Raw genomic sequence first — 25,098 nt, 5'->3', positions numbered from 1 at the left:
TTACCCGGTGCACGCATCCTTGGGACAATGCGCACCCTGTTCGCGGCGCCCGTGAAGCCATCCCGGCGGCGCTGCGGAAGTTGAGGGCCGTTGTGAGACGATCGGATCATGATCGGACGGCGCCTTACGGGCATCGACGCGGCCCGGGGCGTTGCGCTTCTGGGCATGATGGCGACCCACATCTTTTCCCTGTACAACGAGCAGACCGGTGAGCCGAGCTGGACGGGACTGGTGTTTTCCGGCCGTTCCTCGGCCCTGTTTGCGGTAGTGGCCGGGATTGGCCTGGCGCTGCTCACCGGGGGCAGCCAGCCGCGCTCCGGCCGGGCATTGTCAGCGGACCGCCGCGGCATCGCCATGCGTGCCCTGATCATCGCCCTGGTCGGATTGACGCTCGGCGGGCTGGACACCTCCATCGCCGTCATCCTGTTCCATTACGGCGTCCTGTTCCTGCTGGCCCTGCCCTTTGTAGGCATGCGCGCCCCGAAGCTGGCGCTGTGGGCCGGCGGCTGGCTGCTGCTCTCCCCCGCCGTCGCCTATCTGGTCCGGCCCTGGATCTACACCCATGTTTCTCCCGCCACGCTGGGCAGCAATATCGGCTGGGAGGCGTTCCTGGAGCCGGGAACGCTGGCCGCGGATGTCTTCTTCACCGGTTTTTATCCGGTGTTCCAGTGGTTGAGCTACCTATTGATCGGACTGCTCATCGGCCGGTTGAAGCTGGCGGAACTGACAGTTCAGGCGGGTCTGGTTGCGGCCGGGATTGTTGCCGCCGCCGGAGCGAAGTTCCTCAGCTATTACCTGCTGCTGGAGCAGGGCGGGCTGGACGCCATCCTGGACACCAATTCCGGACGCATCTGGCCCCTGGCGCGGATGATGGAAGTCAACCTGGCGGGTGTGGAACAGACCGGATCCTGGTGGTGGCTCGCGGTCAGCGGCCCCCACTCGGGAACACCGCTGGACCTGCTTCACACAGCCGGGACCTCGGCCGCCGTCGTCGGTGTCTGCCTGCTGCTGACCCGGGCCCGGCCCAACCTGCTGCTGCCGCTGTCCGCCGCCGGGGCCATGACACTGACCCTGTACAGCCTGCATGTGTGGGTCATGTCCGTCACCGATGCCTCTCCAACGCCGCCGGATCCGGTGCTGCTGTTCTGGCTTTCAGCCGTCGCGGCTGCCGGCATCGGTATTGGTTTTCTCAAACTCGGTTCCCGCGGACCCCTGGAATTGGTGACCCACGGTGCCTCACAGCTGGTCCGGCAGGGCTCCCGGACCGGCACATAGCCGTATCCCGCGCCGGAGGAAGCGTTCCGGAACCGCTATTTATAAAGGCTTCCGGCGCGGCGCATGGCACTGCGGGCGCGTTTACGGTCCCCGGCGGCGTCGTACGCGCAGGACAGCCGGAACCACGCGCGCCAGGAGGCGGGCTGAGCCTCGACCTCGGCCTGGTATTTCGGGAATTCGGCGTCGGCAGCCTCCCGGATGATCCGGCCGCCGGGCGTGCGCGGAAGATTGTCCACCGGCAACCCGCCCTCGTCAGCGAGAACGTGCGCCATTTTTTCGGTCTTGGCACCGAACTGGAGTTCGCGGATCAGTGCCCAGGCTCCCACGATGGGGAGCACCAAATAGGCTGCACCAAGTGCCTTGGCACTGAGTTCGTCAGCGGTAAGCAGCGTCCAGCCGCGCTGGAACGCGACCACCATGTAAAACACCAGCAGGAGGGTGACCAGCAAAACGCCGATCTTGGCTTTGTTCGTGAAAAGCCCGGAGAAGAAAGACAACGTGTTCCTTAAGCGATCAGGGGTGCGGCGTTCAGGAGTTGGACGCGCTGAGATTGAGATAGCCGTCAAGGCCGACGGTCAGTCCCGGGTGGGCTGCGGCTTCGCGAACGCCCAGCAGGACTCCGGGCATGAAGGATGCCCGGTCGAAGGAATCGTGGCGGATGGTGAGCTGCTCCCCTGCGCCTCCAAACAGCACTTCCTGGTGTGCCACCAGTCCGCGCAGCCGGACGGAGTGCACACGGACGCCGTCAATATCCGCGCCGCGCGCGCCGGGAACCTCCTTGGTGGTGGCATCCGGTGACGGTTCCACTCCCGCGTCGGCACGCGCCTGCGCAATCAGCGCTGCGGTGCGCACCGCTGTTCCGGACGGCGCGTCGATCTTGTCCGGGTGATGCAGCTCAATGACTTCCACCGACTCGAAGTACCGGGCAGCCTGGGCCGCAAACGCCGTGGCCAGGACTGAGCCAAGGGCAAAGTTCGGAGCAATCAGGACGGCAGTGCCGGGATGCTCCTCCAAGAGAGCGGAGAGGCGTTCCAGCCGGTCCGCGTCCCAGCCGGTGGTGCCGACCACGGTATGCATGCCGTGCTCGACGGCGAAGCGTACGTTGGCTTCGGTGCTGTCCGGAACAGTGAGGTCAATGACGTACTGCGCACCGGAGGAGACGAGGGTGTCCAGCGAATCCCCGCGGCCCAGTGCCGCCACCAGCTTGAGGTCCGGTGCAGCTTCAACGGCTTTCACGGCTTCGGATCCCATGCGGCCGGCGGCCCCGAGGACGGCTACGGCTAGTTGCTCAGTCATGCCTCCAGATTACCGGTCACAGCGAAGCCCCCGTGACACCGGCCGGGTCAGCCGCTGACGCCCACCCACTCGGTTGTTCCGTCCTGGAATCCCTGCTCCTTCCAGATAGGCACCCGTTCCTTGACGGTGTCCACCAGTTCGGAGCAGGCGGCGAACGCCACGCCCCGGTGCGCGGAGGCGACGGCGGCCACCAGGGCGGCGTCACCGATCTGCAGCGGACCGGTCCGGTGCCCCACCCAAATCCGGACGCCGTCATATTTCGCCGCAATGTCGGCTGCCACCGCGGCAATGACCTCTTCGGCGCTGGGATGCGCACTGTAGGACAGGCTGGCGACGCCTCGGCCGCCGTCGTGGTTGCGGACGATTCCGCTGAACCCCACCACGGCGCCACAGGCCGGCGACCAGGCTGCGCCGTTTGCATGCTCGGCGTCCAGGGGCAGGTCCGAGACCGTGGCGTTGATGACCTCGGAGGCACTTTCCGTCCCGTTGCCGCCTGTGCTGTCAGTGCTCATTGTGTCCTTCCAGCTGTCCGCAGATATGGCCGATGACCGGTTCCAGCACGGCCAGGCCGTCCGCCACGGCCCCGGGCGAGCCGGGCAGGTTCACGATGAACGTCCGTCCGGCGGTTCCGGCGTGGCCGCGGCTGATGGCGGCCATAGGGGTTTTGGTGCGGCCGTCCGCACGCAACGCTTCCATGATCCCGGGTACTTCCCGGTCCAGCAGCGGGAGCGTCTGTTCAGGGGTGCGGTCGTCGGGGCTGAGCCCGGTCCCGCCGCTGGTGAGGATCACTGCCGGCTCCAGCGCGAGCATCCGCTGCAGCGCCTCCCCCACCGCGTCGCCGTCGGGCACCACCTCGGCGAGCACAACATCGAACCCGAGGGCATAGAGCCAGTCCGCAGCCAGGGGACCGCATTCATCCTCATAGATGCCGCGGGCGGCGCGGGTGGAAGCAATGAGAACGGCCGCGGTGCGGCGCGGCTGCTGATGCGGGTGCTGCGGGACGTTGGGCAGGGTGCTCACAGGCTCCAGTCTCCGCTCTTGCCGCCGGATTTGGCGAGCACCCGGATGTCGCTGATGGAGGCGTGCTTGTCCACCGCTTTGATCATGTCGTAAAGGGTCAGGGCCGCCACCGTCGCCGCGGTCAGCGCTTCCATTTCTACGCCGGTGAGGGCCTTGGTCTTCGCTGTGGCACGGATGACGACGTCGGCTTCCCCGGCTTCGAAGTCCACGGTCACCTTCGTCAGGGGCAGCGGATGGCACAGCGGGATCAGGGTGGAGGTCTGTTTGGCGCCCATGATTCCGGCGATGCGGGACACGGCCAGGGCGTCCCCCTTGGGCAGTCCGCCCTCGGACACCAGCTGCACCACCTCGGCGGTGGTGCGCAGCCGGGCCTGCGCCGTGGCCTCGCGCGTGGTTTCGGACTTGGCGGAGACATCCACCATGTGGGCGGAGCCGTCTTCGCGGACATGGGTGAGCCCGAGCTGCTGCTCGTCGCTGCCGGCCATGAGTATTTCCCTTCGTGTGTGGAGCTGGGCTCCACGCCTGGTTTTGGTGCTGGTATATACAGTCTTGGTTGGTCTTGGAGTCTTGGTGTTGGTCGGAATCCGGGTTTGGGCTAGCGGTCCAACAGCCATACTGTCACTTCGGTGCCGGCGGGGAAGGAATCCCGCCCCGCCGGCAGATGAACCAGGGCATTGGATGAGGCCAGGGCGTGGACGAGATGAGAGCTGGCTCCGCCCAGCAGTTCCACCTGCCCGGTGCCGCCGGGTTCGGCGGGCGGCCGGTACCGGCCGCGCCGGACTTGGTGCTTGCCTGCGGGGCTGTGAACGTCGCCGGTCAGCAGCGCGGACAGTTCCGGGCGCGGACGGGGCAGGCCGGTCACCGAGCCCAGCGCCGGGCGCAGGAACATTTCAAAGGACACCACACAGCTGACCGGGTTGCCGGGAAACGCCAGAAACGGAATGCCCGCAACCCTGCCGATCCCCTGCGGGCCGCCGGGCTGCATCGCCACCGACAGGAACCGCACATCCTGGTCGGCCAGCCCCTGCTTGACCACTTCGTAGGCACCCTTGCTGATGCCGCCGGAGGTGATGACGAGATCAGGCTGCATGGAGGTGAGGTCCTCCTGCAGCCGGGTCCGGAACTCCTCCGGCGAGTCGGCCAGTACCCGGGTGAGCAGCACTGTGGTTCCGGCTTCCTCCAGCAGTGCCCGCAGCAGGGTGGTGTTGGCATCGTGGATCTGTCCCGGCTGCAGCGGCCGGCCCGGTTCCACCACCTCGTCACCTGTGGTCAGCAGGAGGATCCGGGGCCGGGTCCGCACCGCCACCCGCGCCAGACCCAGCGCTGCCAGCAGGCCCAGCTGCCCGGGCCCCAGGACTGTCCCGGCCGGCAGGGCCGCAGCTCCGGCGCGGATGTCGCTGCCGGCGCCGCGCACATACTGTCCGGCGGGAACTTCGGCCGGGAGCGCAACGGTGGGCCGGGCCTCCGCTTCGGCCGTGGTGCCGGCTGCAGGGCTTACTGCAGCGGGCGGAAACGAGTCCGGCACCGCCTGCTCAATGGGCACGACGGCGTCCGCCCCGGACGGGAGCATGGCCCCGGTCATGATGGGTGCGGCTGTGCCCGGTGCCAGGGCAGCCGGCTCGGAGCCGGCAGGAATGGCTGCCGCCACCGCCAGTTCAACGCGCTTCCCCGGCCCGGCCAGATCCGCGGAGGAAACGGCGTAGCCGTCCATCTGCGAGTTCGCGAAGGGCGGCAGGTTTCCGGGGGCAGCGACGTCAGCTGCCAGGATCCGTCCCCGGGCGCTGATCAGGTCAGTGTCTTCCTGGCCCGGCGGGCGCTCGCGGAATCCGGCCGCGAGCAGATCAAGCACGGCCTCCTGGTGCCCGGCCACGCTGCGCGGCGCGCCCGGACCGGCTGGACGAGCCCCCGGCTCATCGGCTGGCGTGGTGGTGGGTGTGGACACCGGACTCCTAGGGGCGGGCGGATTTAACGAGACGGGGACAGCGGGTGTTACTTGGCATTCACTCGAATTGTATGCAGGCCGGTGGCACCGTCGGGTACAACCGGCCGCTGTGTTTCATCCTGTTCGGTGCCGTTGGAGTCGATGGCCCGGACGGTGACTGTGTGTTCGCCCGGGCTCAGATCAACGCCGGCGGACCACTGCACCCAGGTGTCGGCCGAGATCGCGGGAGCCAGGTCAGCGTCCTGCCAGCCGCCGTCGTCGACCCTTACCTGCACCCCGCGGATGCCGGTGTGCTGAGCCCAGGCCATGCCGGCCACAGTGGTTTTTCCGGCGTCCGGAGAAGCACCCCGGGAGGGTGTGTCGATGCGGGAGGACAGCTTGACCGGCCCGCGTTCGGTCCAGCCGCGCTGGGTCCAGTAGGCCACTTCGTCGCTGAACCGGGTGACCTTCAGTTCCGTGACCCACTTGGTCGCCGACACGTACCCGTACAGTCCCGGCACCACCAGGCGCACCGGAAAGCCGTGTTCCAGCGGCAGCGGTTCACCGTTCATGCCGACAGCCAACAGAGCGTCACGGTTGTCCGTCAGGGCTTCGAGCGGGGTGGAAGCTGTCCACCCGTCCCGGCTGGTGGACAGCACCATGTCGGCGCCGTTCTGAACACCGGCTTCGGCAAGCAGGTTCCGGACCGGCCAGCCCAGCCACTTGGCGTTGCCGACCAGGCTTCCGCCCACTTCGTTGGAAACGCACGCGAGCGTGACATAGCTTTCCTGCAGCGGCTTGGCGAGCAACTCGGCAAAGCTGATCTCCACCTCCCGGTCCACCAGGCCCGTGACCTTGAGGGTCCATTCGCCGGCATCGACCAGCGGAACGCTCAGCGCGGTGTCGATGCGGTAAAAATCTGCGGCCGGTGTAATCACGGGGTCCAGCCCGGTGATCCCGAGATCCGCTCCGGCGGGGACCGGCGCTGCCGGGGTCACCGCAGCGGGCAGGACCACACCGTCGCGCAGAGCCACCGCGTTCACCTGTCCCGCGCGTGAACCGCCGGCCAGTGCGCCCGCCACCACGCCCACCGCTGCCCCTCCGCCGATGGTCATTAGAACATCGCGCCGCCTGGCACCGGCTTCTTCGGGGAGCGAATCGCGCCACCGCCCGAGTCGGGTGGTCAGCGCCCGCAGCACCAGGATTCCCACCGCGGCGGCCAGGAGCGGGGGCAGCAGGGACAGCACGCTCATCTGTGCCCGGGTCAGTACGGCGGCCAGGCCGGCCGCACCCAAAAGACCGATCACGACGGCGCCCGCCGGGGGGCGGCGCAGCTGCAGGACACCGGCAGCCGCACCGCACAGCGCGATGACCGCAGACATGGCCACCAGGAACGCCGCCTTGTCCGCCGTTCCGAACAGGCCGATGGCCCAGTCCTTAACCGGCCCGGGCATCCCGTCGATGACCACGGAACCCACCGCGCTCACCGGCGAAAGCGACGGGCTCATCAGCGCTGCCGAAAGCTCCCCGGCAACCACGCCGAGGCCCGCCGCCACGATGCCCCCAGCGGCGGCCCACAGGGAGAGTTTCGAGGCCGTGCGTATCATGCCGCTCGCTTCTGTTGATGTTCCGCCGCCGACGGGTTGTCCATCGCGGTTTTGATTTTTTTCCGCTGGTCTCCTGCTGGTCTGTTCTATCGGTACCGGCTGGGCGGATGCTGAGAAGCCCGGTGCGGCCGGTCAGCGCGGCAGCAGCAGTGCCACCCCGAAGCGTGCCAGCGCCAGCAGCACCAGGTAGAGCGAGATCAGGATCAGGCAGATCCCCAGCGCGATTTCCGGCTGGTTGGAGTTGAGGCTGAGCTCGATCTGCAGCGGCAGGGTCCGGGTGCGGCCCTCGATGCTGCCGGCGAAGGTGATGGTGGCGCCGTACTCGCCCAGGGAACGGGCGAAAGCGAGCAGCGCTCCGACAATGATGCCGGGCAGTGCCAGCGGCACGGTGATGTAGCGCAGGATTGCGGTGGGCCCGGCTCCGGAGGTGGCGGCGGCCATTTCCAGGTCATGGTCAACGGCCCGCAGGCTGCTCAGCGATGCCACCACAAAGAACGGAAGCGAGACAAACACCTGCACAATCAGGACCGCGGCCGGCGAGTAACCCACGCCCAGGCCTGCGGATTCCAGCAACCGGCCGGCGATTCCCTGCCGTCCCCAGAAGTACAGCAGGGCAATACCGGACACCACCGGGGACAGCACCAGCGGAATGAGCAGGATGCCGCGCAGCAACTGCATCCACGGCCCGGACAGCTTGCTGAAGAGCACCGCGAGCGGCAGGCCCAGCGCTACGCAGATCAGTGTGGAGCCCACAGACGTGGCCAGGGACAGTCCCAGCGCGGTGCGGGCTTCGGAGGCGGTCAGCAGTGAGCCCAGCGACGTCCAGGGGACGTTGAGCAGGAGCGCCGCCACCGGGCCGGCGCAGAACAGCAGCGCCAGCGATGCAGGAACCCATAGCCATGCCGGCGTGGTGGCTCGTGCTTCACGGTTCATTGCGCTGCCCCGTTCCGGCTCACGGTCATTGCCTCTCCCACTGCCCCGGTCACTGCCCCGGAGGAAGGAAGCCTGCCTCGCGGAAGATCCGGGCGGCGTCCTCACCTGTAAGCCACTCATAGAATCGGACAGCTGCCTCATGCTTCGCTCCCTCCGCAGTCAGCGCCGCGGGGTACTGGTTCGGTTCGGGATCATTCAGTTCAACATACGTCACCCCTTGGCTCGCAGCCGAGAGCGCGTCGGTTTGGTACACCAGCCCGGCATCCGCCTGTCCCGTTGTCACCTTGGTCAGGACCGCCCGGGCGCTGTCCTCCCGGCTTTCCCCGTCCAGCGCCACGCCGGCACTTTCCAGCACGCGCGCCGCAGCCCGGCCGCACGGCACTGAGGCTGCGCAGACGGCCGTCTGCACTTCTTCCGAAGACAAATCGGCAAGGGACCTCACCTTCCCTGGATTCCCCGGGGCCAGCGCCAGGACAGTGGCATTTCCGGCGACTACCCGGCCGGACGCAGTCAGCCCCTCCTCCCGGACCGCGTCCATGGCCTCCAGATCCGCAGTGATGACGATGTCGGCCTTAGCACCGGACAAAAGCTGTCCACTGAGCTGGGCGCTTGAGCCGAGGTTGATGCGCAGCCGGCCACCGCCGTCGTAGGCTTCATCCATGGCTTCGATCACGTCGGTGAGGGAAGCAGCGGCGAATACCGTGATGTCGGGTGCCTGCGTCCCCGCGCCGCTGTCCGCGGGCGCGGAACAGCCGGCCGCAACAGCCAGCAGGGCAGCGGAGGCAGCCAGAAGCGGCCGGTTATGACGGATAAAACGCATTGATAGAGCCTAACCGTGAAAGGGCGTAACCTCGACCCATGGGTATCCAGCTGGGAATGCCGTCCATCGGCTCGCCTCCAAGCGCGGCCGGCTCCGCCGGGTGCGCCCCCGTTTCGAGTGACTCCGTCGTTCCTGACGGCGGACCCGTTGCCTACGGCTCGGCGGCGGCAGCCGGCATCCGCAGCGCCGACGGGCTCCTGGACCGGTACGGACGCCGGGCCACCGATATGCGGCTTTCCCTAACAGACAAGTGCAATCTGCGCTGCACCTACTGCATGCCCGCCGAGGGTTTGGACTGGCTGGCCAAGGACAGGGTCCTCAGCGCCGGGGAGATTATCCGGCTGGTGCGGATCGGCGTCGACGTGCTCGGAGTCCGGGAACTGCGCCTGACCGGTGGCGAACCCCTCGTGCGCGCCGATCTGGTGGACATTGTCGCGGGAATCCGCAGTAACCATCCGGACCTTCCCATCTCGCTGACCACCAACGGCCTGGGCCTGGACAAAAAAGCGCAGGCGCTCAAGGACGCCGGTCTGACCCGTATCAATGTGTCGCTGGATTCGCTGCATCCGGATACCTTCGCCCAGCTGACCCGCCGGCCGTTCCTGCCCCGGGTGCTGGCCGGAGTGGAGGAAGCGGCGCGCGTGGGGCTGGGACTGATCAAGATCAATGCGGTCCTGATGCGCGGCATCAACGACGTCGAATCACCGGACCTGCTCGAATGGGCCGTCAGCCACGGCTTTGAGCTGCGGTTTATTGAGCAGATGCCCCTGGACGCAGACCACGGCTGGACCCGGGAGGGAATGATTTCCGCGGCGGAGATCCGCGGCTGGCTGGAACGGGACTTCATCCTCACTCCTGATCCGCGGCAGCGCGACGGCGCGCCCGCCGAACGCTGGGAAGTCCGGCGACGCAGCGCTCCCGATGTTGTTGCCGGCATCGTGGGCATCATTGCCTCGGTCACCGAACCGTTCTGTGCGGACTGTCGGCGAACGCGGATCACGGCCGAGGGCAAGGTGCGCAGTTGCCTGTTTTCGCACGAGGAAACCGATCTGATGGAACTTCTCCGGACCGGAACCGGCGATGACGAGGTGGCGGCCCGCTGGCAGGACGCCATGTGGGGCAAGCCCAAAGCCCACGGAATGGACCATGCCGGTCTGGGAGACGCTGACTACGTGCAGCCGGACCGGACCATGAGCGCGATAGGCGGCTAAGTGCAGATTCGATATTTTGGAGCCGCGAAGGCGGCGGCCGGCGTGGAAGAAGAAATCCTGGCCGGTTTGGAGCCCGGCGTGGACGGCGTTGCCGAGGGTGCCCCGCTGAGTGACCTGCTGGACTTTCTGGCCACCCGGCATGATTCGGCCCCCGGGGGCACTCCCCCGCTGAAGAGTGTGATTTCGCGCAGCACGTTCCTGGTCAACGGGTTTGCTTCCCGGGACCGGTCCCTGCCGCTGGCTGCGTCAGACACTGTGGACATTCTGCCGCCCTTCGCCGGCGGCTGAGCCTGCACCTGCCACAACACCACGCGGCAGCACAACAGGAGCACGTCCCCTTCTAGGGAACGTGCTCCTGTTGTGCTGCTGGGGAAAGCCTAGAAGCCCAGTTCCGCCGCGGACTTGAACGGGCCCACCACGGTGATAGTGCGCGGAGCGGCGGCCAGTTCGGCTGCCAGCGCCTGCACTTCCTCCGCAGTGACGGCACCGATCCGCGCGAGGGATTCGTCGATGTCGATGAACTCTCCGCTGACCAATTCCGCCCGGCCCAGGCGTGACATGCGCGAGCTGGAGTCTTCCAGCGCCATGACCATGCCGCCGGCGATCTGGCCGCGGGCTTTCTTCAGCTCGGCTTCGTCCACGCCCTCAGCCGCCAGTCGTTCCAGCTCGCTGCCCATCAGGTCGATGACCTGGCGGGTTTTGGCCGGTGAGCAGCCTGCGTACATGCCGAAGTAACCGGCGTCGGCGTAGGACGCGGAGAAGGAGTACGTGGAGTACACGAGACCGCGCTTTTCACGGATCTCCTGGAACAGGCGCGAGGACATGCCCCCGCCCAGAATGGTGTTCAGGACGCTCATGGCAAAGCGGCGGTCGTCGGTGGCCGTCAGCGACGGGCAGCCCATGACCACGTTCGCCTGTTCAACCGGGCGGTTGATGACCTGGACACCGGCGGTGCCGGTAATGACGGCAGGTTCGGTGTTCCGCCGGGGAGCCGGAACGGCGTCCTCGGACAGATCCCAGCCTGCCTTCTTCAGGGCGTAGAGCACCATGGCGCAGACGTCGTCGTGCTCCAGTCCGCCGGCGGCGGTGACCACCAGCTCGGAGGGGCGATAGTAGCGCCGGTAGTGTTCCAGCACGGCTTCGCGCGGAACACTCTTAATGGCTTCGGGGGTGCCGCCGATGGGCCGGCCCAGGGCGTGGTCGCCCAGCACGGCTTCGGCAAACTTTTCGTGGCACAGGTCGGCGGGGTCATCGGCATCCATGGCGATTTCTTCCAGGATGACGTCGCGTTCCTGTTCCAGTTCCTCCGGGTCCAGGACCGCGGAGGTGATCATGTCCGTGATGACGTCAATGGCCATCGGCAGATCGGTGTCCAGCACCCGTGCGTAATAGCAGGTGCTTTCCTTGGCCGTGGCCGCGTTGGATTCTCCGCCAACCTCGTCAAAGGCCAGCGCAATGTCCAGCGCGGAACGGCGCGTGGTGCCCTTGAACAGCAGGTGTTCAAGGAAGTGGGTTGAGCCGTGCCGGCCCGCGGCTTCATCCCGCGAGCCGACACCAACCCAAAAACCGATGGTTGCACTTCGCTGGCCGGGCATGGCCTCGGTCAGTACGCGCACGCCGCCCGGAAGGACGGAACGGTGCACGACGGCACCTCCCGGAGTTCCCATCACCAGGGACGGTTCGCCGGGAAGAGTGGTCAGCGGAAGGCGGACAACCGTCCCGGATGCCGGAGCATGTCCGGCATCGGGACGGTTTCCATCAGCAAGGTGTGACATTTACTCTGCGGACTCGGCTTCCGCTGCTTCTTCGCCTTCGGCGTCGTCAGCAACAACCGGAGACAGGGAGAGCTTTCCGCGGTCGTCGATCTTGGTGATTTCCACCTGGATCTTCTGGCCGACGGAGACAACCTCGTCAACATTGTCAACGCGCTTGCCGCCGGCGAGCTTGCGCAGCTCGGAGATGTGCAGCAGTCCGTCCTTGCCCGGGGTCAGGGAAACGAAGGCACCGAACGTGGTGGTCTTCACAACCGTACCCAGGTAACGCTCGCCGATCTCGGGGACCTGCGGGTTGGCGATCGCGTTGACCGCCGCACGGGCAGCCTCGGCGGAAGTGCCGTCGGTTGCACCGATCAGGACCGTGCCGTCATCTTCGATGGAGATGTCAGCGCCGGTGTCTTCCTGGATCTGGTTGATCATCTTGCCCTTCGGGCCAATGACCTCGCCGATCTTGTCCACGGGGATCTTCACCGAGATGATGCGCGGGGCGAACTCGGAGAGTTCGTCCGGTGTGTCGATCGCAGCGTCCATGACGCCCAGGATGTGCAGGCGGGCTTCGCGGGCCTGCTTCAGCGCTGCTGCCAGCACGGAAGCGGGGATGCCGTCGAGCTTCGTGTCCAGCTGGATGGCCGTGACGAACTCGGAGGTACCGGCAACCTTGAAGTCCATGTCGCCGAAAGCATCTTCGGCGCCGAGGATATCGGTCAGGGCGGCGTAGCGGGTTTCGCCGTCAACCTGGTCGGAGACCAGGCCCATGGCGATGCCGGCAACCGGAGCGCGCAGCGGAACACCGGCGTTGAGCATGGACAGCGTCGAGGCGCAGACCGAACCCATGGAGGTGGAACCGTTGGAGCTCAGGGCTTCGGAGACCTGGCGGATGGCGTACGGGAATTCTTCACGCGACGGCAGCACCGGCATGAGCGCACGCTCAGCCAGGGCACCGTGGCCGATTTCGCGGCGCTTGGGCGAACCCACACGGCCGGTTTCACCGGTGGAGTACGGCGGGAAGTTGTAGTTGTGCATGTAGCGCTTGCGCGTTACCGGCGACAGCGAGTCGATCTGCTGTTCCATCTTCAGCATGTTCAGCGTGGTGACGCCCAGGATCTGGGTTTCGCCGCGCTCGAAGATGGCCGAACCGTGCACGCGGGGCAGAACCTCAACCTCGGCCGTGAGCTGGCGGATGTCCGTCAGGCCGCGGCCGTCAATGCGGACCTGGTCCTTCAGGATGCGCTGGCGCACAACCTGCTTGGTGACGGAGCGGAATGCTGCGGAGATTTCCTTCTCGCGGCCTTCGAACTGCTCGGAGAGCGAAGCAACAACTTCGTCCTTGAGCTCGTCGGCGGCAATGTCGCGCTCCTGCTTGTCAGCGATCGAGAAGACCTTGGCCAGCTTGTCAGCGGCTGCGGCTTCCACGGCTTCGTAGACATCGTCCTGGTAGTCCAGGAAGATCGGGAATTCGACGGTGGGCTTGGCGGCGCGGGCAGCCAGGTCCGACTGTGCCTCGCACAGAACCTTAATGAAGGGCTTGGCAGCTTCCAGGCCCTCGGCAACAACCTCTTCGGTCGGGGCGGTGGCGCCCTCTTCCTTGATGAGGTTCCAGGCGGCGTCGGTGGCTTCGGCTTCCACCATCATGATGGCAACGTCGTCACCGGCGATGCGGCCGGCAACCACCATGGAGAAGACTGCGCGCTCCAGTTCGGAGTGCTTCGGGAAGGCAACCCACTGGTCATCGATCAGGGCAACGCGGACGCCGCCGATCGGACCGGAGAACGGCAGGCCGCTCAGCTGGGTGGACATGGAGGAGGCGTTGATCGCGACGACGTCGTACAGCACGTCCGGGTTGATCGCCAGGACGGTGACCACAATCTGGACCTCGTTGCGCAGGCCCTTGACGAAGGCGGGGCGCAGCGGGCGGTCCATCAGGCGGCAGGCCAGGATGGCTTCGGTGGACGGGCGGCCTTCGCGGCGGAAGAACGAGCCCGGGATGCGGCCGGCGGCGTACATGCGCTCTTCCACGTCCACGGTCAGCGGGAAGAAGTCAAAGCCTTCACGCGGGGACTTGCCGGCGGACGTTGCCGACAGCAGGACGGTGTCATCGTCGATGTACACAGTGGCTGCACCTGCAGCCTGCTGGGCCAGACGGCCGGTTTCGAAGCGGATGACGCGCTGGCCGTATTTGCCGTTATCAATGACGGCTTCTGAGAACTGAATTTCGGGACCCTCCATAGAGAGTCACCTCCGTTTCTTCGTTGGCGGAGGCATCCAGCATCGTCCCAATAAACGCGTGCACCGCTCATGAAGCGGGTCGGTTCAACACCCGGTCTTCGATCGAGGTCCACGGGCGAAAACTCCCGGAGACCACTACCGAGGACCGCGAATGCTGCGATGCTGGCTGACTCCTGTTGATGTGACTGTTACTGCCGTGGTGCTGTTACTGCTGTAGTGCCTGGATCATTCGAGGGCAGGTGCGCTTCCGGTCGGGCCGGTGTCCATGCCTGCCTGAAAAAGGGCGGCTCCCACGAAACGCAGGGGCCGCCCTCTCCAAAGACTACTTGCGCAGGCCGAGGCGCTCGATGAGCGCACGGTAGCGGGTGATGTCCGTATCCTTGAGGTACGAAAGCATACGACGACGGCGACCAACCATGGCCATCAGGCCGCGGCGGGTGTGGTGGTCGTGCTTGTGCGTCTTCAGGTGTTCAGTCAAGTCGAGGATGCGGCGCGACAGCACTGCAACCTGAACCTCGGGCGAACCGGTGTCGCCTTCGGCCCGAGCGTATTCCTTGATGATTTCCTGCTTGACTACGGGATCAAGTGCCAATGTAACTCTCCTAGAGTTGTGCCGTGAGGCCCGAGTCAGCACTGCGCTGCCGGGGATCTTGGCGCCTTAGGATAAATCCTGAAAGACACAAAGAAATTCAGCCGCCACGGACCGCAGCCGAATTTGATTCCAGTTTACCTGTCCCCGCTGCTATCTGTCGAAAGCACCGCTCTGGTGCGCGCCACGTCAAGGCGCATCTGCTCAATCAGTGCTTCGGGGCCGGTATATGCCACCATGCCGCGGAGCCGTTCCACGAATTCCACCACCACATGCTGTCCGTACAGATCAAAATCAGTGATCTTTTCGTCGGGGCGGTCGATCACGTGGGCTTCCACCTGCCGGCTCACCCCGTCGAAGGTGGGGTTGGACCCAACGGAGATGGCTGCGGGCCAGCGCGTGCCCGCTTCGTCCACCAGCCACCCGGCATAGATGCCGTCTGCAGGAATGAGACCGGTGGATTCAGGAGCCAGGTTTGCGGTCGGGAACCCGAGTTCGCGGCCGCGGGCAGCGCCGTGGACTACTTCGCCGCGCATGCGGTGGGTGCGGCCGAGCAGGCGGGACGCCGTGCGCACGTCGCCGCTGCGCAGGGCTTCACGGATCCAGGTGGAGGAGCAGCGCCGGCCGCCGGACGCTGCAGGACCGTCGGGCAGGGCACCGAAGTCCTCCACGGCCTGAACGTCAAAGCCCAGTTCCTTCCCCAGCCGGCGCATCGTCTCGAGGTCACCGGAATTGCCGCGCCCAAAGCGTACGTCGTGGCCAATGACGACGGCACACACCTGCAGTCCGTCCACAAAGACCTGCCGGACAAATTCCTCGGGGGTCAGGGAAGCCAGCTGCAGGTTGTAATGCAGCATCAGCAGCCCGTCCAGGCCGGTGGCTGCCAGCGCCTCGCGGCGGTCCAGCGGGCCCATGATCAGTTCGGGAGCCGTTTCGGGGCGATGCACCTGTGCCGGATGCGGATCAAAGGAGATGGCCACAGCTGCGGCACCCTTTTCGCGGGCCACCTTCACCAGCCGGTCCAGGACATGCTGATGCCCTAAGTGGACGCCGTCGAAGTTGCCGATGGTGACTACTGTCGGACCGATCCCGGCAGGAACCTCGGCCAGGCCATTCCAGTAGTGCACGCAAACTCCTTTTTAAACTGACGGATCGGGGCGCGGCAGCAGCCGCGAAAAACGTCCGGCACAACTCTTCGCCGCACCGGACGTCTCCATTATTGCTGAAAAAGAATCAGCTCTGCGCCCCGCCGGCGGACGCCGCGCTCCCGCGGGCTGCTCCGCCTTCGCTGTACTCGCGCTTGAGCTCGCTCGTCTTGGCGATGAAACGGTGCCAAACCAGCAGTGCAGGCGGGAAGGCCAGTTCCAGGATCATCAGGATGATCATGGTGAAGTGCGGGGTTCCGCTGAACGCCCAGGACAGCACACGCCCAATGCCGCCGAGGAAGACCATCAGGCAGACCAGCCACAGCATGTTGGCCCACTGGAACTTTACGGCTATGGCGATGAAGGCGGCACCAACGCCCACCATCATGGCCGAGAAGAAGCGGAACTGGGACTCCAGGGAGGCATTGACCTCTCCCCCGCCGGTGTCCGCTACGCCGGCTGTTCCCGTGACCAGGTAATAGACGCCGACGCCGGCAACGAGGATCCCGACCCCAATCACCACGGCCCGGAAAACACCCCAGTCGTCACTGCTTTTGTACGGCTTGTTCTTGGACTTGGCCGCGTCCCGCCCACCGGAAGCGGAGGAGGTCCCCGTGCGCTTTCCGGCAGGCGGAACCTGCAGCTTCTCGGTGGGCCGCGCCGTCTGGCCGGTGGCCGGCACATGGGGCTTCCGTCCCGCCGCGGCGGGCTGAACCGGGGACTGCTGGCCGGCCGGCTGGGCTGCAGGAGCCTGAGCAGGTTGTGAGGGGCCGTTTCCCTCTTGGCGGTCGCCTGGTGTCGAAGCCGGGTTGCTCATTTTTCCCCCTGAAGGAATGGAAAAGGTGAAGGAACACATTCTCCTGCCATCGTCTCACGCATCACCCCGCGTCAGCGGGCACCCGGCCTGCGGGTTTCAGCCGGACCCGGATCAGGGGCGGACGGCGGCATCCGCACGGTGGCGGTACAGCCACCAAAGGCCCAGCACGGGAAGGATCAGCGGAACGTAGCCGTAACCCGCACCGAAGCCGGACCAGACAGTGTCATCGGGCAGTGCGGCCGGGTCCACCAGTCCGAAGATGCCTACGGCCAGCACCCCCACCATTTCAATGCCCACGGCGGCAACGGAAACCTTGTAGGAGCCGGATCCGGATTTCGCCAGCCCCACCGTTGCGACGATGTAGACAACGGCAGCGAAGGCGGACAGGAGGTACGCCACCGGCGCCTGGTCAAACTTGGTGGCAATCTGAAAGACGGCGCGTGCGGTGGAGGACAGCGCAAAGACAGCGTAAACGGCTACCAGCAGGCGGCCGGGTCCGGCGTTGCGGGCACCCGGCTGTTCTGTTTCCGCTGCAGCGCTGCCGTTCTCGGGCTTGTTCGTTTTCATGCGGGGATTACTCCGTCCCAAATCTGTTCCATCCGGAACAGCATGACAAATACGGTGATGCCCACGGCACCAAGGACCAGGTTGGACCAGCGGCTGCGGTCCATGAGTGACCACCACACTGCTCCCACGGGAATAAGCAGGGCGGTGAAGAGGTATCCCCAGAATTCCCACACCTCTCCGGCTACGCCCTCCCCGCCGACCTGACGGATGATGGCAGCCACTCCGTAGACAAGCAGGAACAGCTCCACGGCTGCGGCGGACAGAATGGTGAGGTCGTTGGGGCCGTGTTTGAGAATTGCTGCACCTATGCACAGCACTACGGACACCAGGCACACGATGGTGCCCACAATGAACAGCGGATCGACAACCACTTAGACTGCCTCGTTCCCCGGTGCGAAAACCAGCAGTGCCTTGGCATAAGCTGCCGGGAAGGCTGCGCCCGCCTGACCCCTGTTTTCCAGCAGGCCAACAAGGGTCCCGGACGGCGCAAACGCCGCGACCGGGGTGCCGGCATCGATTCCTGCGATCTCAGACGGCGGGATCCGGCGTCCGTGGGACAGGTCAAGGGCCTCTTCGGCACTCAGCTCACGGACCGGGAACAGTGCCCGGGCGGCGTCGTCGAGGTCCAGTACCTGCAGATCAGAGGCCAGCTGCTCCAGCGTGGCGGCCTGGTCCAGGCTGTACGGGCCCACGCAGGTGCGGCGCAGTGCGGTCAGATGCCCACCGACGCCGAGTGCGGCGCCAAGGTCGCGTGCCAGGGCGCGGATGTAGGTGCCGGAGGAACAATCAACGGTGACGTCGACGTCGCGCAGCCGTCCGCCGCTTTCCCGCCGGATGTCGTGGACCTCAAAGCGGGACACGGTCACCGGCCGGGCCGGCAGGTTCACTTCCCCGCCCGCACGCACTTTGGCGTAGGAACGCTCTCCGTTGACCTTGATGGCGCTGACGCTGCTGGGAACCTGCTGGATATCCCCGGTCAGGTCCGCGACGGCTGCCATGATGTCTTGGTCAGTGACCGCGGCGGCAATGGTCTCCGCGGTAATCTCGCCCTCGGCATCGTCCGTAACGGTGGACTGGCCCAGGCGGATCGTGGCTTCATAGGTCTTGGAGGTGCCCACGATGTAGGTCAGCAGCCGGGTGGCCTTATTGATGCCCACCACCAGTACTCCGGTAGCCATGGGGTCCAGTGTCCCCGCATGCCCCACTTTTCGGGTTCCCGCTAGTTTCCGCAGGCGGCCAACCACATCGTGGCTGGTCCATCCCTGCGGCTTGTCCACAATAATCAGCCCTGAACGGACCTGCCCGGAATTCACGCCTTTCAGTATATGCGGCCTTGGCCTGCGGTTCCTGACCGTGCTCCGCCCGGAAGCGGCTCCCCGGAGGTCAAGGGAACGATACGATGCGGATATGCCTGAGCTCTCGCCCCACGTCCGCAACGCTCCGCCCAACCAGATCCGTGAGATCACGCAGTCAGCCTGGGCCCAGCCGAATTCGATTGTGCTGAGCATCGGTGAGCCGGGTTTCCCCACTCCCGCACACATCCTCGAAGCTGCCGGGGCCACCCTGGCCCGGGACGAGACCGGTTATACGCCCAATGCCGGCATCATGCCCCTGCGTGCAGCGTTTGCCGAGCGGGCCGGCCGGCAGAACGGGGTGGAGGTAGCCCCCGGGCGGGCCTTCGTGACGTCCGGGGCGCAGCAGGGCCTGCATTTGGCGATGAGCATGCTTCTGGACGCCGGGGATGAGATCCTGATTCCCAATCCCGGTTACCCGACCTTCGCTATGACCGCAGAGCTGCTGCACGCCGTTCCGGTGGAGTATCCGCTCTATCCCGAGCATGACTTCCAGCCGCGGATCGCGGACATTGAGGCACTGATTACCCCGCGGACCCGGGTCCTGCTGCTGAACTCACCGTCCAATCCGCTGGGCGCCGTCTTTAGCGAGGATCTGGTGCAGGAACTGGTCCTGCTGGCCCGGCGGCGGGACCTGTGGATCCTTTCCGACGAGTGCTACGAGGCCTTCACCTACGACGTGCCGCACGTCAGCCCGCTGAAGTACGACGGCGGCGGGGCTGGTTCCCCGGCCATCGCCGGCGGAGAACGCGTCATTGTGTCCGTGACGCTCTCCAAGACCTACGGCCTGACCGGACTGCGGATCGGCGCCCTGATCACGCCGGCCGGCCTGGAGAAGCAGATGAGCACGGTCATGGAGTCGATCGTGTCCTGCGTGGCCTCGCCGTCGCAGTACGCAGCGCTCTCCGCGCTCACCGGCCCGCAGGACTACGTCACGGAGGCAGCGGCGCACTACCGGGCCAACCGTGACGCCGCCGCGGCAGTGCTGGACGGCAAGGGAATTCCCTACCTGAAGGCACAGGGTGCGTTCTACCTCTGGGCCGACGTCTCCCACGCCACCGGCGGCGACGTGCGGTCCTGGACGCAGAAGTTTCTCGCCGGGCGGGGTGTTGCCGTGGCACCGGGCACAGCGTTTGGTTCCATCGGCGAGGGCTGGATCCGGATTGCGCTGTGCGGCGACAGCGGTGAGCTGGTCGCCGGACTCGAACGCCTTCCATCCCGTCCGCTGGAGTAACGGCCGCCGCTTTTACGGACCAAATACTCGTCTCCGTCCGGAGGGGTAAAATCCCTTCATCCTGATGTTTACCTGCCAACCAGCCGGACTTAGGCTGTGAATGCCTCGGCCGGGGGCGTGGCTGGGAACCGCGGAGGCCTCGGGGAAAGTCTCGCATTGCACCTGACCAATGCTGAGGAGATCACCGTGAAGAAATCATCGCCCGCCCTTGCCTCCCTGGCCGCAATAGCGGCCCTGGGACTCGTTGCCTCACCGGCTTCCGCCGGAGGAGGGCACCACCCCAAACCGCCGGCCCCGGCCGCTCCCGTCGCCGGAGAGGTCACAACCGTCGCCGAAGGACTGCTCACTCCCCTGAGCTTTGCCGTCGGTAAGAGAGGAACACTGGATGTAACCCAGGATTTCGCCGGGCTGCTCACCCGAATCATGCCTGACGGCACCGCCGAAATCCTTGATGCCGCGGAGCCCGGCTCCGGCTATTCTCTCGGGGCAGTATCCAAGTCATCGAAGCAGCGCGGCATCACCTACTACACCACGGTCATCGGCGCCGCCACGAACGATCCTGCACAGAACATGTCCGCGCTGAAGTCGATCGATCGGAACGGCAACATTAGGACCGTCGCGGACATCGCCGGCTATGAGTTTTCGCAGAACCCTGACAGCGTCAACCACTACGGATTCGACAGCATCGATGCGGCTTGCGCTGAACAGATACCCGCAGGCATTCCGGTGTCCTATACAGGGCTGGAGGATTCCAACCCTTACGCTTCCCTCCCGGTGCGCCGCGGTGTGATCGTTGCTGACGCCGGCATGAACTCCCTGATTCGGGTGGACCGCAACGGCGGCATCTCAACGGTTGCAGTGTTGCCTCCGATTCCCCTCGACCTGACCGCGGAGATAGCGGAAGGACTCGGCCTGCCGCAGTGCACCGCGGGACTCACCTACAACTTGGAACCGGTACCGACCGACGTCGAACGGGGTCCGGACGGCTATCTGTATGTGACATCGCTGCCCGGGGGCGGCGGGCTGAACAACGGGTCCGTGTTCAGGGTGAACGAACGCAACGGCGAGTCAGAACTGGTAGCCACCGGATTCGCAGGGGCAACGGGACTGGCAGTGAACAACCAGGGCGATCTTTTCGTCGCCGAGCTGCTGGGTAACCGGATTTCGGTGGTGCCCGCAGGATCCGACACTCCGGAGCTCTTCTATGAAGTGAACCAGCCCGCAGCCCTGGAGCTCCACGACGGCGCTCTCTACGCCTCGGTGGATGCGCTTCCCCCCGGCGGGGTTCAGGAGCCGGACGCTGAGGAGCCGCCTGTCGTTGAACCGCCCGTTGACCCGGGTCCCCCGGCTGGACGAATAATCCGCATTGGCTTCGAGGACAACTGCGGCGGCGGTCGCGGCCACCACGGCCACCACGGCCAGCACGGATCCGTTGCTGACTCACTGGACGCTGACACTCTGGACGAGGAGCAGGAAGACCAGTAGAACCGCAGACAGACACGAACAGGGCGGTTCCCCCGCAGGGGAACCGCCCTCTTCACTTCATTTCACTGCAAAGAACTACTTGGCGTCGGAGCCGGCCGGAGTTTCCTCGTCGGCTTCGTCCTCTTCCTCGTCGAAGTCCTCGTCCTTGCGGTACGGATCAGCGTCACCGGCGTAGGTGGCGCCCTTCTTGAGGGCTTCGAGCTCTGCATCGCGGGCCTTGGCGGCACGGATCAGTTCTTCCAGGTGGCTGGCATTCACAGGAATCTCGTCGGGGACGAATTCCAGCGTGGGCGTCAGGCGCACCGTGATGTTCTTGCCAACCTCGGCGCGCAGGACGCCGCGGGCGGACTCCAGTGCTGCCTTGGTATCGGCCTGCTGCGCTTCGTCACCGAAAACGGTGTAGTACAACGTTGCATGCTGCAGGTCATTGGTGACGCGGGCGTCGGTGAGGGTCACAAACCCCAGCCGGGGATCCTTGATCCGCCGTTCCAGCGCCTGGGCAACCACAACCTTGATTCGGTCAGCGAGCTTTGCAGCGCGTGCTGGATCTGCCATTACCTCTCCTTAACTCTGATTCTTGGGATCGCACACGACGACGGCGCAGGCCGGCTCATCGTGTACGTCAGGTGTCGGTCAGGGCGCCGGGATACCAGCGGGCCGGGCCGACAGGCCTCAGCGGAGGCCGGCACCGTGGTGCCGGCCCAACCGCCGGGGGCGGGGCCGCCGGAATACCGACGGCCCCACCGGGTTACTGCTAGACGCGCGGCTTCTCCCGCATTTCGAAGGTTTCGATGATGTCGCCTTCCTTGACGTCGTTGAACGAGCCGAGGCCGATACCACACTCGAAGTCCGTGCGGACCTCAGTGGCGTCGTCCTTGAACCGCTTGAGCGAGTCAACGGTGAGGTTGTCACCGATAACCTTGCCGTCGCGGGTGACCCGTGCCTTGGCGTTGCGCCGGATAACACCGGAGCGGACGATCGAGCCGGCAATGTTTCCGAACTTGGAGGAACGGAACACTTCGCGGACCTCGGCGGTACCGAGCTGAACCTCTTCGTACTCCGGCTTGAGCATGCCCTTGAGTGCAAGCTCAATGTCATCGATTGCTGCGTAGATGACGGAGTAGAAGCGCATGTCCACGCCTTCACGCTCGGCCAGGTCGGCAACGCGCTCGGCCGGCTTGACGTTGAAGCCAATGATGACGGCGTTGTCCACCGTCGCCAGGTTGACGTCGTTCTGCGTGATGGCACCGACGCCGCGGTGGATGACGCGCAGCTGCACGCCTTCGCCAACGTCGATCTTGAGCAGCGAGTCTTCCAGGGCTTCCACGGCACCGGAAACGTCACCCTTGAGGATGAGGTTAAGGGTGTCAACCTTGCCGTCGGCGACGGCCTGGTCGAAGTCCTCGAGGCTGATGCGCTTGCGGCGCTTGGCCAGCGCGGCGTTGCGGTCCGCAGCTTCACGCTTCTCAGCGATCTGGCGGGCGGTGCGCTCGTCGTCGGTAACGAAGAACGTGTCACCGGCGCGGGGAACGTTGGACAGACCCAGCACCTGGACCGGACGGGAAGGTCCGGCTTCGGTAACGTTTGCGCCGTTCTCGTCGAACATGGCGCGGACGCGGCCGTGGGCCGTTCCGGCAACGATCGTGTCGCCGACCTTCAGTGTTCCGGACTGGACCAGGACGGTTGCAACTGCACCGCGGCCCTTGTCCAGGTTGGCTTCGATCGCGATACCGCGGGCGTCCTTGTTCGGGTTGGCGCGCATGTCCAGGGCAGCGTCCGCGGTGAGCAGCACGGCCTCGAGCAGGGCGTCAATGTTGAGGTTCTGGCGTGCAGAGACCTCCACGAACATGGTGTCGCCACCGTATTCTTCGGGAACCAGTCCGTATTCGGTCAGCTGGCCGCGGACCTTCTCCGGGTTGGCGCCTTCCTTGTCGATCTTGTTCACTGCGACCACGATCGGCACATCTGCTGCCTGGGCGTGGTTCAGCGCTTCAATCGTCTGCGGCATGACGCCGTCATCGGCTGCGACAACCAGGACCGCGATGTCGGTTACCTTGGCACCTCGTGCACGCATGGCGGTGAACGCCTCGTGGCCCGGGGTGTCAATGAAGGTGATCGGACGCGTGGTGCCCTCGTGATCGAACTGGATCTGGTAGGCACCGATGTGCTGGGTGATGCCGCCGGCTTCACCTTCAACAACCTTGGTGTTGCGGATGGCATCCAGCAGGCGGGTCTTACCGTGGTCAACGTGACCCATGATGGTGACTACCGGAGGACGTGCTTCCAGCTGGTCGTCGCCTTCGGCTTCAAGCTCGGCGTCGAAGTCGATGTCGAACGTGCTCAGCAGTTCGCGCTCTTCGTCTTCCGGCGAGACAACCTGGATCTTGTAGCCCAGTTCCGAACCCAGGACACCGAAGGTCTCCTCGTCCAGGGACTGCGTGGCCGTTGCCATTTCACCGAGGTGGAACAGTACGGTCACGAGTGCTGCCGGGTTGGCCTCAATCTTGTCGGCGAAGTCCGTGATGGACGCGCCGCGGCGCAGACGGACAACAGTGTTGCCGTCACCGCGGGGTACTGAAACGCCGCCCAGCGACGGAGCTGACATCTGCTCCAGTTCCTGCCGCTTTGCCCGCTTCGACTTGCGCTGCTTGCCGCGACCTGCGCCGCCCTTGCCGAAAGCACCGGCAGTGCCGCCGCGTCCGCGGCCGCCCTTACCGAAGCCGCCGCCAACGGGTGCGCCGCCGCCTGCACCGGGAGCTCCGCCCGGAGCGCCGCCCGGTCCCCTGCGGGGTCCGCCACCGGCACCGCCGCGTGCCGGGGCTGCCGGACGCTCGGTGCGGTTGGGCATCATGCCCGGAGTGGGACGGGGGCCGCCGGGGCCTGCAGGACGTGCCGATGCCGGACGCGGGGCGCCCGGACGGGGTGCACCCGGACGCGGTGCGCCCGGACGGGGACCACCGGAACCGGCTGCGGGACGGGGACCGCCGGCGCCTGCTGCTGCAGGACGCTCGGTGTTCTCGTCACGGCGGCCCGGACGGGGCATGCCCTGGGACGGAGCAAACGGGTTGTTACCCGGACGCGGTGCGCCCGAACCACGCTCGTTCTCGCCGCGGCCACGGGGGCGCGGCATGCCCTGGGAGGTTGCAAACGGGTTGTTGCCCGGCCGTGCTGCCGGACGCGGAGCGCCCGGACGGGGCGCGTTGCTGCGTCCGCTGTCGCTGGAAGCGGCAGGCTTTTCAGCCTCCGGAGCCTTGGGGCCCGGACGTGCACCGGGCTTGGCGCCCGGCGACGGAGCGGCAGCGGTGTCTGCTGCCGGAGCTGATGCTGCCGGAGCGGCCGGTGCCGGGGCTGCGGGAGCAGCTGTTTCGGCGGGGGCTGGTGCAGCGGGAGCCGGAGCAGCCGGTGCGGATGCAGCAGGTGCAGGCGCAGAGGGTGCCGGTGCGGGTGCGGCCGGTGCCGGAGCAGCGGGTGCTGCTGACGGGCGGGGGCCGGGTGTTCCGGCCTTCTCGGCCGGCTTGGATTCGGGCTTTGATGCGGACGCCGGGAAAGCGCCGCGAAGCTTCTTGACTACGGGTGCCTCAATCGTTGATGAGGCGGAACGGACGAATTCGCCCAGTTCCTGCAGTTTTGCAACTGCGTCCTTCGAGGTGATGCCGAGCTCTTTGGCGAGCTCGTGTACGCGGACCTTGGCCACATTTCTCCTGTCTCGGTCCGCACCGAGCCAGGTACGAACCGTCTATTTCCTGCGGGCTTCCACTGCAGGTGCAGCAAAGCCCATCACAGAGCACAACAAAGCACTCATCGCTGGGTACTCATCGGGTTTCC

The 25,098-nt window shown here is 66.0% G+C and carries 24 protein-coding genes; 5 read left to right on the top strand and 19 right to left on the bottom strand.

Annotated features, from left to right (window positions below; genetic code table 11):
- Window positions 1–108 precede the first annotated feature (108 nt).
- On the top strand, window positions 109–1,275 hold the full coding sequence (locus tag CXR00_RS15445; protein WP_104055400.1) for a heparan-alpha-glucosaminide N-acetyltransferase domain-containing protein: 1,167 nt from the start codon (window positions 109–111) through the stop codon (window positions 1,273–1,275).
- 35 nt (window positions 1,276–1,310) lie between these two features.
- On the opposite strand, the gene CXR00_RS15440 is transcribed toward CXR00_RS15445, so the two are convergent.
- From CXR00_RS15440 to modA, 9 genes are all read right to left on the bottom strand, one after another.
- Window positions 1,311–1,772 carry a hypothetical protein gene (locus CXR00_RS15440; RefSeq protein WP_104055399.1) on the bottom strand — a complete coding sequence of 154 codons (462 nt, stop codon included), beginning with the start codon at window positions 1,770–1,772 and terminating at the stop codon, window positions 1,311–1,313.
- Between the two features lie 31 nt (window positions 1,773–1,803).
- Window positions 1,804–2,571, bottom strand: coding sequence for a 4-hydroxy-tetrahydrodipicolinate reductase (dapB, locus tag CXR00_RS15435; RefSeq protein ID WP_104055398.1), 768 nt, complete (start codon window positions 2,569–2,571; stop codon window positions 1,804–1,806).
- 47 nt (window positions 2,572–2,618) lie between these two features.
- A complete protein-coding gene (locus tag CXR00_RS15430) occupies window positions 2,619–3,083 on the bottom strand; it encodes a molybdenum cofactor biosynthesis protein MoaE (RefSeq protein WP_104055397.1) in 465 nt (154 codons plus the stop codon).
- A complete protein-coding gene (locus tag CXR00_RS15425; RefSeq protein ID WP_104055396.1) occupies window positions 3,073–3,591 on the bottom strand; it encodes a molybdenum cofactor biosynthesis protein B in 519 nt (172 codons plus the stop codon). The genes CXR00_RS15430 and CXR00_RS15425 overlap by 11 nt, the downstream gene beginning before the upstream one ends.
- Window positions 3,588–4,076: a cyclic pyranopterin monophosphate synthase MoaC gene (moaC, locus tag CXR00_RS15420; protein WP_104055395.1), complete on the bottom strand. Its 489-nt coding sequence runs from the start codon at window positions 4,074–4,076 to the stop codon at window positions 3,588–3,590. The genes CXR00_RS15425 and moaC overlap by 4 nt, the downstream gene beginning before the upstream one ends.
- 110 nt (window positions 4,077–4,186) lie before the next feature.
- Entirely contained in the window at window positions 4,187–5,533 is a 1,347-nt protein-coding gene (gene glp / locus CXR00_RS15415; protein WP_104055394.1) for a gephyrin-like molybdotransferase Glp, read from the bottom strand.
- 47 nt (window positions 5,534–5,580) lie between these two features.
- On the bottom strand, window positions 5,581–7,119 hold the full coding sequence (locus CXR00_RS15410) for a molybdopterin-dependent oxidoreductase (protein WP_104055393.1): 1,539 nt from the start codon (window positions 7,117–7,119) through the stop codon (window positions 5,581–5,583).
- A gap of 132 nt (window positions 7,120–7,251) precedes the next feature.
- Entirely contained in the window at window positions 7,252–8,052 is an 801-nt protein-coding gene (locus CXR00_RS15405; RefSeq protein ID WP_104055392.1) for a molybdenum ABC transporter permease, read from the bottom strand.
- Window positions 8,053–8,101: 49 nt separating this feature from the next.
- Complete coding sequence (modA, locus tag CXR00_RS15400) at window positions 8,102–8,872, bottom strand: molybdate ABC transporter substrate-binding protein (RefSeq protein WP_104055391.1); 771 nt, start codon at window positions 8,870–8,872, stop codon at window positions 8,102–8,104.
- Window positions 8,873–8,910: 38 nt separating this feature from the next.
- Here modA and moaA point away from each other — a divergent pair, with 38 nt between their 5' ends.
- The gene (gene moaA, locus CXR00_RS15395; RefSeq protein WP_258060521.1) at window positions 8,911–10,083 is read left to right on the top strand and encodes a GTP 3',8-cyclase MoaA; all 1,173 of its coding nucleotides are present in this window, start codon (window positions 8,911–8,913) and stop codon (window positions 10,081–10,083) included.
- Window positions 10,084–10,371 carry a MoaD/ThiS family protein gene (locus CXR00_RS15390; RefSeq protein ID WP_104055390.1) on the top strand — a complete coding sequence of 96 codons (288 nt, stop codon included), beginning with the start codon at window positions 10,084–10,086 and terminating at the stop codon, window positions 10,369–10,371.
- Window positions 10,372–10,460: 89 nt separating this feature from the next.
- On the opposite strand, the gene CXR00_RS15385 is transcribed toward CXR00_RS15390, so the two are convergent.
- The 8 genes from CXR00_RS15385 to truB form a co-directional block, all read right to left on the bottom strand.
- Entirely contained in the window at window positions 10,461–11,750 is a 1,290-nt protein-coding gene (locus tag CXR00_RS15385; RefSeq protein WP_258060544.1) for a pitrilysin family protein, read from the bottom strand.
- A gap of 108 nt (window positions 11,751–11,858) precedes the next feature.
- The gene (locus tag CXR00_RS15380) at window positions 11,859–14,084 is read right to left on the bottom strand and encodes a polyribonucleotide nucleotidyltransferase (protein WP_104055388.1); all 2,226 of its coding nucleotides are present in this window, start codon (window positions 14,082–14,084) and stop codon (window positions 11,859–11,861) included.
- Window positions 14,085–14,406: 322 nt separating this feature from the next.
- On the bottom strand, window positions 14,407–14,676 hold the full coding sequence (gene rpsO / locus CXR00_RS15375) for a 30S ribosomal protein S15 (protein WP_104055387.1): 270 nt from the start codon (window positions 14,674–14,676) through the stop codon (window positions 14,407–14,409).
- Between the two features lie 134 nt (window positions 14,677–14,810).
- Complete coding sequence (locus tag CXR00_RS15370) at window positions 14,811–15,800, bottom strand: bifunctional riboflavin kinase/FAD synthetase (RefSeq protein ID WP_104055386.1); 990 nt, start codon at window positions 15,798–15,800, stop codon at window positions 14,811–14,813.
- A gap of 106 nt (window positions 15,801–15,906) precedes the next feature.
- The gene (locus CXR00_RS15365) at window positions 15,907–16,635 is read right to left on the bottom strand and encodes a DUF4345 domain-containing protein (RefSeq protein WP_181032384.1); all 729 of its coding nucleotides are present in this window, start codon (window positions 16,633–16,635) and stop codon (window positions 15,907–15,909) included.
- Window positions 16,636–16,746: 111 nt separating this feature from the next.
- The gene (locus tag CXR00_RS15360) at window positions 16,747–17,202 is read right to left on the bottom strand and encodes a hypothetical protein (protein WP_104055384.1); all 456 of its coding nucleotides are present in this window, start codon (window positions 17,200–17,202) and stop codon (window positions 16,747–16,749) included.
- Window positions 17,199–17,573, bottom strand: a complete 375-nt coding sequence (locus CXR00_RS15355; protein WP_104055383.1) for a hypothetical protein — start codon at window positions 17,571–17,573, stop codon at window positions 17,199–17,201. The genes CXR00_RS15360 and CXR00_RS15355 overlap by 4 nt, the downstream gene beginning before the upstream one ends.
- Window positions 17,574–18,515: a tRNA pseudouridine(55) synthase TruB gene (truB, locus tag CXR00_RS15350; protein WP_258060520.1), complete on the bottom strand. Its 942-nt coding sequence runs from the start codon at window positions 18,513–18,515 to the stop codon at window positions 17,574–17,576.
- 94 nt (window positions 18,516–18,609) lie between these two features.
- Here truB and CXR00_RS15345 point away from each other — a divergent pair, with 94 nt between their 5' ends.
- Together CXR00_RS15345 and CXR00_RS15340 are read left to right on the top strand one after the other, a co-directional pair.
- Complete coding sequence (locus tag CXR00_RS15345; protein ID WP_104055382.1) at window positions 18,610–19,788, top strand: pyridoxal phosphate-dependent aminotransferase; 1,179 nt, start codon at window positions 18,610–18,612, stop codon at window positions 19,786–19,788.
- A 186-nt stretch (window positions 19,789–19,974) separates the two neighbouring features.
- Window positions 19,975–21,273: a ScyD/ScyE family protein gene (locus CXR00_RS15340; protein ID WP_181032583.1), complete on the top strand. Its 1,299-nt coding sequence runs from the start codon at window positions 19,975–19,977 to the stop codon at window positions 21,271–21,273.
- Window positions 21,274–21,348: 75 nt separating this feature from the next.
- Here CXR00_RS15340 and rbfA read toward each other — a convergent pair whose 3' ends face one another.
- On the bottom strand, window positions 21,349–21,828 hold the full coding sequence (rbfA, locus tag CXR00_RS15335) for a 30S ribosome-binding factor RbfA (protein WP_104055380.1): 480 nt from the start codon (window positions 21,826–21,828) through the stop codon (window positions 21,349–21,351).
- A 199-nt stretch (window positions 21,829–22,027) separates the two neighbouring features.
- Window positions 22,028–24,967, bottom strand: coding sequence for a translation initiation factor IF-2 (gene infB / locus CXR00_RS15330; RefSeq protein WP_104055379.1), 2,940 nt, complete (start codon window positions 24,965–24,967; stop codon window positions 22,028–22,030).
- Between the last annotated feature and the right edge of the window lie 131 nt (window positions 24,968–25,098).

Origin of the sequence: Arthrobacter sp. 9E16 (assembly GCF_002929435.1) — a bacterium.
In the GTDB taxonomy this organism is placed as follows: domain Bacteria; phylum Actinomycetota; class Actinomycetes; order Actinomycetales; family Micrococcaceae; genus Arthrobacter_B; species Arthrobacter_B sunyaminii.
The sequence above is the reverse complement of the archived record's forward strand: the minus strand, read 5'-3'. Positions and strand labels throughout refer to the sequence as shown.

Coding starts and splice junctions, on each gene's coding strand:
- CXR00_RS15445 (WP_104055400.1), top strand. CDS start 109: ATGATCGGACGGCGCCTTACGGGCATCGACGCGGCCCGGGGCGTTGCG.
- dapB (WP_104055398.1), bottom strand. CDS start 2,571: ATGACTGAGCAACTAGCCGTAGCCGTCCTCGGGGCCGCCGGCCGCATG.
- CXR00_RS15430 (WP_104055397.1), bottom strand. CDS start 3,083: ATGAGCACTGACAGCACAGGCGGCAACGGGACGGAAAGTGCCTCCGAG.
- moaC (WP_104055395.1), bottom strand. CDS start 4,076: ATGGCCGGCAGCGACGAGCAGCAGCTCGGGCTCACCCATGTCCGCGAA.
- CXR00_RS15410 (WP_104055393.1), bottom strand. CDS start 7,119: ATGATACGCACGGCCTCGAAACTCTCCCTGTGGGCCGCCGCTGGGGGC.
- CXR00_RS15405 (WP_104055392.1), bottom strand. CDS start 8,052: ATGAACCGTGAAGCACGAGCCACCACGCCGGCATGGCTATGGGTTCCT.
- modA (WP_104055391.1), bottom strand. CDS start 8,872: ATGCGTTTTATCCGTCATAACCGGCCGCTTCTGGCTGCCTCCGCTGCC.
- moaA (WP_258060521.1), top strand. CDS start 8,911: ATGGGTATCCAGCTGGGAATGCCGTCCATCGGCTCGCCTCCAAGCGCG.
- CXR00_RS15385 (WP_258060544.1), bottom strand. CDS start 11,750: ATGGGAACTCCGGGAGGTGCCGTCGTGCACCGTTCCGTCCTTCCGGGC.
- CXR00_RS15380 (WP_104055388.1), bottom strand. CDS start 14,084: ATGGAGGGTCCCGAAATTCAGTTCTCAGAAGCCGTCATTGATAACGGC.
- CXR00_RS15365 (WP_181032384.1), bottom strand. CDS start 16,635: ATGAGCAACCCGGCTTCGACACCAGGCGACCGCCAAGAGGGAAACGGC.
- CXR00_RS15360 (WP_104055384.1), bottom strand. CDS start 17,202: ATGAAAACGAACAAGCCCGAGAACGGCAGCGCTGCAGCGGAAACAGAA.
- CXR00_RS15345 (WP_104055382.1), top strand. CDS start 18,610: ATGCCTGAGCTCTCGCCCCACGTCCGCAACGCTCCGCCCAACCAGATC.
- rbfA (WP_104055380.1), bottom strand. CDS start 21,828: ATGGCAGATCCAGCACGCGCTGCAAAGCTCGCTGACCGAATCAAGGTT.